Origin of the sequence: Rhizobacter sp., assembly GCF_031412075.1 — a bacterium.
Classification (GTDB): domain Bacteria; phylum Pseudomonadota; class Gammaproteobacteria; order Burkholderiales; family Burkholderiaceae_C; genus Rhizobacter.
On sequence record NZ_JANOCG010000654.1, the window covers coordinates 1 to 12839 of the forward strand.

Annotated in this window: 9 protein-coding genes; 5 read left to right on the top strand and 4 right to left on the bottom strand. The window is 67.3% G+C overall.

What is annotated here, in order from left to right; genetic code table 11:
• Positions 1-3682: response regulator (locus RMO40_RS24365; protein ID WP_309726362.1), on the top strand; the 3682-nt coding region annotated here is incomplete at its 5' end.
• On the top strand, positions 3679-5862 hold the full coding sequence (locus RMO40_RS24370; RefSeq protein ID WP_309726364.1) for a response regulator: 2184 nt from the start codon (positions 3679-3681) through the stop codon (positions 5860-5862). The genes RMO40_RS24365 and RMO40_RS24370, both read left to right, overlap by 4 nt.
• 18 nt (positions 5863-5880) lie before the next feature.
• Here RMO40_RS24370 and RMO40_RS24375 read toward each other — a convergent pair whose 3' ends face one another.
• Both RMO40_RS24375 and RMO40_RS24380 read right to left on the bottom strand, forming a co-directional pair.
• Positions 5881-7020 (bottom strand): diguanylate cyclase, encoded by a 1140-nt coding sequence (locus RMO40_RS24375; RefSeq protein ID WP_309726366.1) that lies wholly within the window; start codon positions 7018-7020, stop codon positions 5881-5883.
• 16 nt (positions 7021-7036) lie between these two features.
• Positions 7037-8251, bottom strand: coding sequence for a GGDEF domain-containing protein (locus RMO40_RS24380; protein ID WP_309726368.1), 1215 nt, complete (start codon positions 8249-8251; stop codon positions 7037-7039).
• A gap of 182 nt (positions 8252-8433) precedes the next feature.
• Between RMO40_RS24380 and RMO40_RS24385 the strand changes: the two genes are divergently transcribed.
• The 3 genes from RMO40_RS24385 (at position 8434) to RMO40_RS24395 (ending at position 11239) form a co-directional block, all read left to right on the top strand.
• Entirely contained in the window at positions 8434-8994 is a 561-nt protein-coding gene (locus RMO40_RS24385) for a Spy/CpxP family protein refolding chaperone (RefSeq protein WP_309726370.1), read from the top strand.
• Between the two features lie 84 nt (positions 8995-9078).
• Positions 9079-9792, top strand: a complete 714-nt coding sequence (locus tag RMO40_RS24390; protein ID WP_309726372.1) for a response regulator — start codon at positions 9079-9081, stop codon at positions 9790-9792.
• Positions 9793-9898: 106 nt separating this feature from the next.
• Complete coding sequence (locus tag RMO40_RS24395; RefSeq protein ID WP_309726374.1) at positions 9899-11239, top strand: ATP-binding protein; 1341 nt, start codon at positions 9899-9901, stop codon at positions 11237-11239.
• A gap of 4 nt (positions 11240-11243) precedes the next feature.
• On the opposite strand, the gene RMO40_RS24400 is transcribed toward RMO40_RS24395, so the two are convergent.
• Both RMO40_RS24400 and RMO40_RS24405 read right to left on the bottom strand, forming a co-directional pair.
• On the bottom strand, positions 11244-12608 hold the full coding sequence (locus RMO40_RS24400; RefSeq protein WP_309726376.1) for an MATE family efflux transporter: 1365 nt from the start codon (positions 12606-12608) through the stop codon (positions 11244-11246).
• On the bottom strand, positions 12605-12839 hold a 235-nt coding region (locus RMO40_RS24405; RefSeq protein WP_309726379.1), incomplete at its 5' end, for a DUF1289 domain-containing protein. The genes RMO40_RS24400 and RMO40_RS24405, both read right to left, overlap by 4 nt.

A 12839-nucleotide genomic window follows, 5' to 3' on the forward strand; every position in this document is an offset into this window, starting at 1 on the left:
GGACCAGCTGCGAAGCTTTGCCGCTGAAGTGACACGCGTGGCGCGCGAGGTGGGCACCGAAGGCAAGCTGGGCGGCCAGGCCGACGTGCAAGGCGTGGCCGGTACCTGGAAAGACCTGACCGACTCGGTCAACCTGATGGCCTCCAACCTCACGAGCCAGGTGCGCAACATCGCCGACGTGACCAAGGCGGTGGCGGCCGGTGACCTGGGCAAGAAAATCACGGTGGACGTGAAGGGCGAAATTCTCGAACTCAAGGCCACCATCAACACCATGGTGGATCAGCTCTCATCGTTCGCCGCCGAAGTGACGCGCGTGGCACGCGAGGTGGGCACCGAAGGACGCCTGGGCGGGCAAGCCCAGGTGCGCGACGTGTCGGGCACCTGGAAGGACCTGACCGACAACGTGAACTTCATGGCCGGCAACCTGACCGGCCAGGTGCGCGGCATCGCCAAGGTGGTGACCGCCGTGGCCAACGGTGACCTGAAGCAAAAGCTCACGGTGGAAGCCAAGGGCGAGATCGCCGCGCTGGCCGAGACCATCAACAGCATGACCGACACGCTCGCCACCTTTGCCGACCAGGTGACCAGCGTGGCGCGTGAAGTGGGTGTGGAAGGCAAGCTCGACGGCCAGGCCAAGGTGCCGGGTGCGGCGGGCACGTGGAAAGGCTTGACCGAAAACGTGAACCAGCTCGCCGCCAACCTCACGACGCAGGTGCGCGCCATTGCCGAGGTGGCCACCGCCGTGACGCAGGGCGACCTGACACGCTCGATCACTGTGAAGGCGCAGGGTGAGGTGGCCGCGCTCAAGGACACCATCAACGAGATGATCCGCAACCTGAAGGACACCACGCAGAAGAACACTGAGCAAGACTGGCTCAAGACCAACCTCGCCAAGTTCAGCCGCATGCTGCAGGGCCAAAAGGATCTGCTGACCGTGGGCCAGCTGATTCTCTCCGAGCTGGCACCGGTGGTGGGTGCGCAGCAGGCCGAGTTCTATGTGCTCACCGGCTCTACGTCTGACACCAACACCAAGCTCAAGCTCTTCGGCAGCTACGCCTCGGGCGGGCAGGGCTCGCACGGCAAGGAGGTCGAGCTGGGCCAGGGCCTGGTCGGCCAGTGCGCGATCGAGAAGGCGAAGATCTTGCTCACCAACGTGCCGACCAGCGGCTTCCGCGTGGCCACCGGCCTCTCTGAAGGTGCGGCGCTCGACATCCTGGTGCTGCCCATCGTGTTCGAGGGCGAGGTGCGCGGCGTGCTGGAGCTGGCCTCGCTGGAGCGCTTCAACCCGGCGCACCAGGCCTTCCTGGATCAGCTGACCGAGTCGATCGGCATCGTGATCAACACCATCGCCGCCAACATGCGCACCGAAGACCTGCTGACGCAGTCGCAGTCACTCGCCGAAGAGCTGCAAAGCCGCCAGCAGGAGCTGCAGCAGACCAACGAAGAGCTGCAGGAAAAAGCCCGCCTGCTGGTGCACCAGAACCAGGAGGTGGAGCGCAAGAACCAGGAGGTGGAGCAGGCCCGCCAGGCACTCGAAGAAAAAGCCGAGCAGCTCGCGCTCACCTCCAAGTACAAATCGGAGTTTCTGGCCAACATGTCGCACGAGCTGCGCACGCCGCTCAACAGCCTGTTGATCCTGTCCGACCAGCTGTGCAAGAACAGCGAGGGCAACCTCACCTCCAAGCAAGTCGAGTTTGCCAAGACCATCCACCTGTCGGGCAACGACCTGCTGATGCTGATCAACGACATTCTCGATCTGTCGAAGATCGAATCGGGCACGGTGGTGGTCGACGTGAGCGAGTTGCGGCTCGAAGACCTGCAGCGCTCGGTGGACCGGAGCTTCCGCCATGTGGCCGAGGCCAAACACGTGGGCTTCGAGATCACGGCCAAGACCCTCCTGCCCAAGACCATCGTCACGGACGTCAAGCGCCTGCAGCAAATCATCAAGAACCTGCTTTCCAATGCCTTCAAGTTCACCCACCAGGGCTCGGTGCGCCTCTCGGTCGACATGGTCGACAGTGGCTGGTCGCGTGACAACGAAGACTTGAACCGTGCCTGGCAGGTGATCGCCTTCTCGGTGTCAGACACCGGCATCGGCATCTCGCCCGACAAGCAGCAGATCATCTTCGAAGCCTTCCAGCAGGCCGACGGCTCCACCTCGCGCAAATACGGTGGCACCGGCCTGGGCCTGGCCATCAGCCGCGAGCTGGCTCGGTTGCTGGGCGGTGAGATCCGGCTGGTGAGCACGCCGTCGCAGGGCAGCACCTTCACTTTGTACCTGCCACAGAGCTACAGCGCGTCGCGCAGCGGGCGCCATGGCCGGCCGTCGGCGAGCATGCCCCTGGTCGATGCGGTGCCGCGCGCCGAGTTGCTGCGGGGGCCGCAGGAGGCCGAGCCGAACGATGCCCACGAGCGGGTCGTCATCGGGCCGCAGATGGCGGGCACCGGCCTGCGCGACACCGAAGGCTCGCTCTCGAACAACCCGGCCAACGACGACCGCCATGACATCCTGCTGGGCGACAAGGTGCTGCTGATCGTCGAGAACGATCTGGCCTTTGCCGGCGTCTTGCTGCAAGCGGCCCGCCAGGTGGGCTTCAAAGGCCTGGTCAGCACCAGCGGTGCCGGGGCGCTGATCTTGACGCGAGAATTTCAGCCCACCGTCATCACCCTCGACATCTTCTTGCCCGACATGGAAGGCTGGCGCATCCTCGAGCGCCTCAAGGCCGACCTGGCCACGCGCCACATACCCATCTGCGTGGTCTCGACAGACGACTCGCGCGAGCGAGCCTTGCGTTCGGGCGCGGTGGGCTTCCTCACCAAGCCCTTGCAGTCGGCCGACGAGGTGGAGCTGGCCTTGGGCCACCTGTACGAATTCGCCGACCGTCGCAAGAAGCGCCTGCTGGTGATGATGGCGCCCACGCCCTCGCGTGATGCCTTCCTCGACGCGCTCGATGTCGACACCGACGTCGTGATGGCCGACGCGGTGACGCCAGCGCGTGTGCAGCTCGGCACCGGCACCATCGACTGCCTGATCACCGACGGCAGCGTGCCCGGCTTCGGCCCTGAAGACGTGATCGAGTCGCTGGAGTCGCGGCCGCTGGCGCGCCAGATGCCCATCGTGCTGGCCAGCACCGACAAGGCGGTGGCCAGCGCCTGGGGCCGAGGCCACAGCGCCTTTGCCTTGAGGCGGGCCGACAGCCTGCCGCGCATGCTCGATGCGACCGCGTTTTTCCTGCACCGCGGCGAGGCCGCGATGTCGGAGCAGGAGCGCCGCTCGGCGCAAGCGCTGTTCGACACCGACCGCACGCTCGAGGGCAAGAAGGTGCTGATCGTCGACGACGACATGCGCAACATCTTTGCGCTGGCCACCGTGCTCGACGGCCACGGCATGGTGATCGTCTCGGCCGAAAACGGCCGCGACGCGATCCACCTGGTCGAGACCGACCCTGATATCGACATCGTGTTGATGGACATCATGATGCCGGAGATGGACGGCATGGAGACCATGCGCCGCATGCGAAAGCTGCCACGCGGCAAAGACCTGCCTCTGATTGCCGTGACGGCCAAGGCGATGAAAGGCGACCGCGAAAAATGCATCGACGCCGGCGCGTGGGACTACTTGTCCAAGCCGGTCGACACGACCTACCTCCTGGTGGTCTTGCGCGGCTGGCTGTGCAAATGAACACGCTCAGCTCAAGCTTGCAGCCGCAGGCCGGCGAAAAGGCCAGCATCCTGATCGTCGATGACCTGCCCGAGAAGCTGCTGGTGTTTCGCACCGTGTTGGAAGAGCTCGACCAGGACCTGGTGTTCGTGCGCTCGGGGCGCGAGGCGCTGCGCGAAGTGCTGCAGCGGGAGTTCGCCGTGATCCTGCTCGACGTGAACATGCCCGACATCGACGGCTTCGAAACCGCGTCGCTGATCCGGCAGTACAAGCGCGCGGTCGACACGCCCATCATCTTCATCACCTCCTACGCCGATGAGATGCAGACCGAGCGTGGTTACTCGCTCGGGGCGGTCGACTACATCCAGTCGCCGGTGGTGCCGCACATCCTGCGCAGCAAGGTGCGCGTGTTCGTGCGGCTGTTCGTGATGCAACGCCAGATCCAGCGCCAGGCCGACGCGCGCGCAGCCATTGCCGCCGCCGAGGCGGCCCGCCGCGCGGCCGAAGACAGCGACCGCCGCTCGGCCTTTCTGGCCAGCGCCAGCCAGGTGTTGAACGGGTCCTTGGAGGCGGGTGTGGGGGTGCGCGAGTTGGCGCGGCTTCTGGTGCCTCAGCTGGGCTCGGTGGCGGTGGTGCTGGCCACCGACGACGAGCAGGTGCAGGCCGAGGTGGTGGTGGCCTCCGAGGCCGCCCTCCACGAGCTGCCGATGGCGCAGCTGGGTGACGATGTGCGTGCCGCCTTGACACGCGCGATCACCGGGCGGGCTCGCGTCGACCTCGATTCGGCCCGGCTCGCGAGCCTGAGTGCCACACAGTTCGGGCCGACCGGCGTGCCGAAGGCCGAGCGCTGGCTGGCGGCGGCGGCCTTGCCGCTGATCAATGGCGACCGCCTGCTTGGCGCCTTGTTCATCGCCACCTGCACTGGTGAGCACCCGGTCGACTGGCGGGTGCTCGACGACCTGGCGGCGCGCGCCGCCGCTGCGCTGGAGAACGCCACGCTCTACGGCAGCCTGCAGACCGAGATCGTCGAGCGCCGCGCCGCCGAGCTGGAGCTGCAGGAAGCCGGGCGCCGCAAGGATGAATTTCTCGCCATGCTCTCGCACGAGTTGCGCAACCCCCTGGCACCGCTTCGCACGGCGCTCGAGGTGATACGCCGCATTGCGCCGCCCGACCCCAAGCTCAACCGCACCACCGACATCATGGTGCGCCAGGTGCGGCAGATGACGCGGCTGATCGACGAGCTGCTCGACGTGGCACGCATCAGCCAGGGCAAGATCGTGCTGTCGCGTGAGAAGGTCGATCTCAATGCCGTGATCAGCCAGAGTGCGGAGACCGCCCAGCCCCTGATCGACTCGCGCGGCCAGCGCCTGGTGGTGGTGCCCCTGGCCGAGCCGATGTGGCTGCAGGGTGACTTTGCGCGGCTGGCGCAGATCGTCTCCAACCTGCTGAACAACGCGTCGAAGTACAGCGATCGGGGAACCGTCATCCACCTGCACGCGAGCGCCGAAGGGCGTGGGGCGGTGATCCGCGTGCGCGACCAGGGCATCGGCATCGACCCTCAGCTGCTGCCGCGCATCTTCGACCTTTTCACGCAAGGCTCACGCGGGCTCGACCGTGCCCAGGGTGGGCTGGGCGTGGGCCTTACCCTGGCGCGGCGTTTGGCCGAGATGCATGGCGGGCGCCTGGAAGCCGCCAGCGAAGGGGCCGGGCGAGGCTCGGAGTTCACGCTGCACCTGTCTTGTGTCGGTTTGGTGGAGGGCGGCGAACCCAGCCCGCCCCCTGCGCAGCCGACGGCCGCGCCGGCCTGCCGTGTGCTGGTGGTCGATGACAACCGCGATGCCGCGCACAGCGTGGCCAGCTTTCTGGAGCTGGGTGGCCACGAGGTTCGCACCGCAGCCGATGGTGGCGAGGCCTTGGTCGCGGCGGAGTTGTTTGGCCCCGATGTGGTCTTGCTCGACATCGGCCTGCCCGTGCTCGACGGCTACGAGGTTGCGAGGCGCTTGCGTCAATTGCCCGCCGGGCGAGGGCTGCTGCTGCTGGCGCTCACCGGTTACGGGCAGCGTGAAGATCGCCTGCGCACCGAAGCCGCCGGTTTCGACCGCCACTTTGTCAAACCGGCCGATCCCACGGTCTTGCTCGCACACATCGAGACCTGGCTGCGCGCCCGCGATGCCCCTGCCGACTGGCGAACCACGGCCTGACCCCGGCGCAGATGGCCATTACCCGAGACGGGTGCAATTGCGACCGTCGGCCTTGGCGCGGTAGAGCGCTTCATCAGCCCGTTGCAACACGGCCTCGGGGCTGTCGCCGGGCTGGTAACACGCCACGCCGCACGAGAAGGTCATGCCGAAGCCGGGGGCGACTTCGCTCCAGTTGGCTGCGGCCAGGGCATCGCGCATGCGGTCCAGCGGCACCTGCGCGGTGTCGGTGCCGGTGCCCGTCATGATGAGCAGGAACTCTTCGCCGCCGTAGCGGCCGAAGCGGTCTGACTTGCGGGTGTGGCCGCTGAGCGTGTTGGCGAAGATCTTCAGGGTCTTGTCGCCGGCCAGGTGGCCCAGGGAGTCGTTGACCGACTTGAACTTGTCGAGGTCGAGGATGGCCACGCACAGCGGCGTTTTCTGGCGGGCCGCGCGTTGCAACTCGTCGTGCAATGACGCGAGCAGGCTGCGGCGGTTGAGCAGGCCGGTCAACTCGTCGTGATGGGCCAGCCGGTCGACCTGGGCGGTGAGCGCGGCCAACTCGGCGCCGCGCTTTTTCAGCAGCGCCGTCATGCCGGTGTTGTAGGCGCCGAGCCAGACGCAGCGCCACAGCGTGAGCGCAAAGAAGGCCAGGGCAATCAGCTGTTCGGCCAGGCTGCTGTCTGGAATGCGCAAGGCTTGGCCGCTCAAGCCGAGCACGATGGCCGTGCACACGCTGACGATGCCCCAGGCGATCACCGACTGGCGCACTTCCAGCCGCATCGTCAGAGACGAATAGACGATGAAGAGCAGCAGCGCAAACATGAAGCCGACTTCGGGGAAGAAGTACATCGACCCGAGCTGGATCAACTGCGCCGGGATGGTTTGCCCGAGGACGATGCCCGGGTCTTTGAAGCGTTGGGTCCAGCCGCTGCCGATGAGCCAGGCGGTGACGAAGCTCAGCAGCAGGCCCGACGCTGTGTAGACCACCACCGGCACCCAGCTGATGGTGCCCGCCAGGTGGAAGAGTGCCAGCACCACGCCGTCGATCAGGTAGCTCACCGCGATCAGGTAGCTGTTGCGCACCATGTGCGCGGTTTTCTTCTGCTGCGCGCTGCGCGTCTTCTGGGCGGCTGCGGCCAGGTCGGCGGGCTGGGTGGAGGCGAGGGTCAGCTCGGTCATGGCGGCGGCTGCGGCTTCAGGCGGCGCGGGTGCAGTTGCGCCCGGCGTGTTTGGCCGAGTACAGGCCGAGGTCGGCGCGGCCGAGCAGCAACTCGGCGCTTTCTTTCTCGCGGTAGGTGGCGATGCCGGCCGAGAAGGTGATGCGCAGGCCCGGGGCCACGCTCTCCCAGTCGACCAAGGCGAGGGCCTGGCGGGTGCGCTCGACCGCTTGCTCGGCTTGCACCAGCTCGGCCCCGGTGAGGATGAGCAGGAACTCTTCGCCGCCATAACGCCCGAAACGATCGGTGGTGCGGGCCTGGGCATGCACGGCGGCGGCGAACTGCTTGAGCACCTGGTCTCCGCTCAGGTGGCCGAGGGTGTCGTTGACGGCCTTGAAGTGGTCGAGGTCGAACAGGGCCACGCTGACGGGGGTGCCGCTGCGCTCGGTGAGGTCCATTTCTTCGGCCAGGATCTGCAACAGACGGCGGCGGTTCAGCACGCCGGTGAGCTCGTCGTGGTTGGCCAGGCGCTCGATCTTCGCGAGCGTCTCGGCCATCTTCTGGCCACGATCGCGCAGCAAGCGGTTGTTTTGCACGTTGATCACGCTGAGCATCACGCAGCGCCCGAGCGTGGCCACGAAGAACAGCCAGGTCAGGAACTGCTCGGCACCCGAGCCGTGCGGGATCTGCAGCCGGCGCCCCAGGCCCAGCGTGAGCCCGGCAAACAGCAGGCTTGCGGTCACGAGCATGACCTGCACCTGCCGCCTGGGGTTGCGGTAGGTGGCGGTGATGAACACGGTGAACAGCATCAGCGCGTAGGCAAACGCCATCTGAGGAAACAAGGCCACGCCCAGCAGGCACAACACGCCGCTGCAAAGCGAGTGGACCCACGACATGCTGCCGTCTTGGAGGCGCGCACTCCAGCCGCTCTTGATCAGGTAGGCCATGACCGCGCAGGCCACCAGGCCGGGCAGGGCGTACAAGGCACCGGCCGCCCAGGAGACCGTGCCAGTGAGGGCAAACAAGCCGATGAAAACACCGTTCAGGGCGTAGCTGGCGGCGATGACGGCGCACTCGCGCATCCAGGCCAGGCGGCGTTGGTGCTCGCGATCCTGCGACGTGGGTTCGCCGTCTTCTTCCACCTCGGTCGCGTCGGCCGCGGTCGGCGCCTTTGCGTCAGCCACGTCGCCGCCCTTGGCACCAGCGCGGCGCAGCGGAACAACGTTGCCAGTGGAGGGAATCGGTTGGGGCATGTAGGGCCGCCTTCTGGTGATGGCGGGCGACATGTTTATCGTCTGAAACCAAGAGGCCTTGAGGCGTTTGTGCACGACCGTGAACGGTTCACACATCTTTACCCCCCAGCCACCCCCGCTTCACCCCCGTGTTCGACCATGGGTTCATGGGCGTTCCTGTCCAGGTTTTCAAGGAGTCAGAGATGGTTCAAGCAACGACAGTCAAGTTATCGACCACCGAGCACGCACGCGGCATCCGGCGCATGGCGCTGGGAGTGATGGTGGCGGTGGCGGGCACGCTGGCCGTGTCCGCCTGGGCAAGCGACCACGGCCCGCGGGGTGGTGGCGACCGAGGGGGCTACGGCATGTTCATGGGCCACGGGGGCCACATGGGCCGCGGGCTCGACCGCATGCTCGACAGCGTCAACGCCAGCGACGCACAACGTACGCAGATCAAGCAGATTGCACAAACGGCCGCCACCGACATGAAGGCGCAGCGCGAGGCCGCGCGCGGCCAGCGAGAGCGGGGCCTGGCCTTGTTCACCGCTCCGGTGGTGGATGCACGGGCCGTCGAAACCCTCAGGCAGCAACGTTTGGCTCAGCACGACCAGTCCAGCAAGCGCATGACGCAAGCCATGCTCGAGATCAGCGCCGTGCTCACGCCCGAGCAGCGCGTGAAGCTGGGTGAAAGCATGAAGCAGCATGCGCAAAAGCGGCAAGAGCACATGCAGCGCCGTGGCGCCGCCAGTGCCCCTGGGCAGTAAGGCGGGTCGGCTGTGTGTTCTGATTCAGTTCTGGCCCCGCAGCAGCTGCCGCGCCGCGGGGGTTCACCTGAGGACGCCGCTGCCATGAGTGCTCGCCTGCTGTTGATCGATGACGATGCCCGCCTGTCGGCGATGGTGGGTGACTACCTGCGTGGCTCGGGCTACAAGGTCGAGGTGGCGGGCTCGCTGGCCCAGGGCCGCGAGCGCCTGGCCGGTGAGGCCTACGACGCCCTGGTGCTCGACCTGATGCTGCCCGACGGTGATGGCCTCGACCTCTGCCGCGAGCTGCGTGGCAACCCGCGCACACGGCAGCTGCCGTTGCTGATGCTGACGGCACGTGGTGAGCCCATGGATCGCATCGTCGGCCTGGAGCTGGGCGCTGACGATTACCTGCCCAAGCCCTTCGAGCCGCGTGAGCTGCTCGCCCGGGTGAAGGCCTTGCTGCGCCGAGCCTCCCCGGTGGGGGCGGCCGACGAGGTGTTGCGCTTCGGCCGGCTGGAGATTGACCTCGGCGCGCGTGTGGCCCGTTTGGGCAACCAGCCCTGCGACCTCACCAGCCACCAGTTCGACCTGCTGGTGGTGCTGGCGCAAAGCCCGGGCCGTGTGCTCTCGCGCGACCAGATCATGGACCTGCTCAAGGGCCACCCGCTCGAAGCTTTCGACCGCTCGATCGACGTGCACATCTCGCGCATCCGCGCGGTCATCGAAGACGACCCCAAGGCCCCACGCCGGGTGCTCACCGTGCGCGGCGCGGGCTACGTGTTTGCCAAAAAGCAGGACGCGGACGGCGAGGAATGATGTGGGCGCAAGATGAGGCGGGCCGAGCGCCGGGCCGCTCCCAAGCCGGCCCGTATCCCCTTGAGGGATCGTCCGACGTACTTGTCGGGCGAGGGGTGGTCATGACATGAGGACTCTCACGCTACGGATTTATCTCACCGTGGTGGCGGTGCTGCTGCTGTTCGCGTTCGGCTCGGGCTGGCTGTTCCAGCGCCAGATCGAGCAGGAGCGGCAAAACACCGAGTCGGCGGTGTCTGACCGCCTGGCGGCCTGGGGTGACCTGATTCAGCGCTCGCTGCCCACCCCTGACGCGCCGGTGGCCGAGCAAGCCACCGCCTTGCTTGAATGGTCGCAGCGCCTGCGCATGCCGTTGGCGCTGGACGATGTGCAGGGCAAGCGCATCGTGGCCTCGGAGTCGTTTTTGCGGCGCCAGGCCGAAGGCGGCGGTGGGCGTCAGTTTTCGGTTCTCCTGGACGACGGCCGCACGTTGTGGGTGATGCGGCCAGGCTTGCGCAGAGGGCTGCGCGGGCCTCCTGGCACCGGCCCGCGAGAAGGGGGTGACCGGGGTTTGCCAGGGCCCGACACGCCCTGGGTGCCGGCCTCCTGGCAGCGCGGCATCGGCCCCGTGGTGGTGCTGGTGCTGCTGTTCATTGCCGTGGCCGCAGGTGCCTGGCCGGCCGTGCGCCACCTGACACGTCGCCTGCAGGCGCTCAAAAAAGGGGTGGAGCAGTTTGGCGCTGGCGAGCTTCACCACCGTGTGGAGGTGTCGGGCCGCGACGAGGTGGCTGCCGTGGCGGCGAGCTTCAACCTCGCCGCCGAGCGCGTCGAAACGCTGGTGCGCTCGCACCAGTCCTTGTTGGCCAATGCGAGCCACGAGCTGCGCTCGCCGCTGGCGCGCATGAAGATGGCGGTGTCGATGCTCGACGACGCATCGCCCGAACAACAGCAGCGCTTGAAGCGCGAGATCGACACCAACGTGGCCGAGCTCGACGCGCTGGTCGAAGAGGTGTTGCTCGCCAGCCGGCTCGACGCCGTGCAACGCGTCGACCGGCGTGACCCGGTCGACCTGCTCGCGCTTGCCGCCGAAGAGGGCGCACGGGTCGACGCTGCGGTCGACGGTGCTTCAGTCACCGTGCCCGGTGACGAGCGCTTGTTGCGCCGTGCCTTGCGCAACCTGCTGGAAAACGCCCGCCGTTATGCCGGCGACGACGTGACCGTTCTGGTGGCTGCCCAGGGCAACCAGGCTTCGGTGCAGGTCTGCGACCGCGGCCCCGGTGTGCCCGAGGCGCAGCGTGGTCGCATCTTCGAGGCGTTCTACCGCCTGCCCGGCCATGCCGAACAGGCCGGTGGCGTGGGGCTGGGGCTGAGCCTGGTCAAGCAGATCGCCGAGCGGCATGGCGGCAGCGTGCGTTGCACTGCGCGTGAAGGCGGCGGCAGTTGTTTCGAGCTGAGGTTCCCCCGCGCCTGAGTGATCAGGCGCGCGCCTTGTGGCGCAGCACCCAGGCCATGAAACTGCACAAGGCCACGCCTGACAAAACCAGGCCCGTGACGGAAGCCGACCAGAAGCCCGGCGCTCCCAGAAGAGATGGCGGTGTGAGCCCGGTCACGTTGAACGCCACCAGGTAGCCGCCCCCCAAACCCACGCCCCACAACGCCACGGCGTAGATCACCATCGGCACCGTGGCCACGCGGTAGGCGCGCATCACGAAGGCGGCGATGGTCTGCGCCGCGTCGGCGATGTGAAACACCGCCACCCAGGCGAGCAGCGGCATGGCCGCAGCGATGATGACCGGGTTGTTGGTGTAGGCCCCGAGCACGCTCTCGCGCGTGAGGTAGACCAGGGTGCCGAGCACGGCGGCGATCAGCGTTCCGAGCTGCAGGCCGTGCCAGCCCAGGCGGCGGGCATCCAGCGGCGCGTTGGCGCCGATGCTTTGCGCCACCAGGGTGGTGGTGGCGTTGGCAATGGCCAGCGGCATCATGAACATCAGCGACACCAGGTTGGCCGCGAGCTGGTGGCCGGCCACGGCGGTGGCGCCGATGCGCGAGATGAAGATCGCCATGAAGGTGAAGCCCGTCACCTCGATCAGGATCGACAGGCCCATCGGCACACCCAGGCGCAGCAGCTCCTTGAGGCTGCGCCACGCGGGCCGGGCGAGGTGGGTCACATGCAGGCCGAAGCGCGCGTAAAACGGGTCGCGCCGCAGCACCCACCAGGCCAGCAGCAACTGCAACCACATCACGATGGCACTCGCCAAGCCGCAGCCTGCCGCGCCCATCGACGGCACGTGCCAGGCCGGCATGCCGTAGATCAGCAGTGCGTTCAGCGGCACCTTGAGCGACAAGCCGACGAGCTGCAGCACCATCACGATCTTGGGCCGTGACACCGCGGTGTTGAAGCCGCGAAACGCCTGGAAGATCAGCGCAGGCGGCAGCGCGATGGCGAGGTAGCCCAGGTAGGCACGCACCTTCTCGGCCACCGCTGGTTGGGTCTGCGCCGCGTAGAGAAACGGGTCGGGCATCAACAGCAACGCGCTGCCCAGCACCGACAGGCCGAGCGCGAGCCACACGGCCTGGTGCAGCTGTTCGCCAGCCTCGTGCAGCTTTTTCGCACCGAACAACTGGCCGGCGATCGGGCCGATGGCCAGCACCACGCCCATGAAGCCGACAAAGATGGTGATGTAGGCGGCGGCCCCCACGGCGAGCGCAGCGAGATCGAGCGCGGCGTAGCGCGCCACCATCACCGTGTCGACCGTGCTGAAGGCCAGCACCGCGAGCTGGCCGATGAACACCGGCCAGGCCAGTGGCGCGATGCGGCGTGCGCTGCCGAGCAGGGTCAAGCCTTGCCCTCGGCGGTGGGCGTTTCCTTCAGGCCAGCGCGTTCGCGGTAGCGGTTGAAACGCCAGGCCGTGCCTTCCATCGTGATGCGCCGCCAGGTGTGGCGCTTCTCGCCGGGGCTCATCACGGTCCAGTGCTGGACTTCGTCGAAGGTGCGCCCGCAACCCTTGCAGACGTCGTCACCCTGGCTGGTGGAGCAGATGGCGATGCAAGGTGCGTCGGGGGTGGTGGCG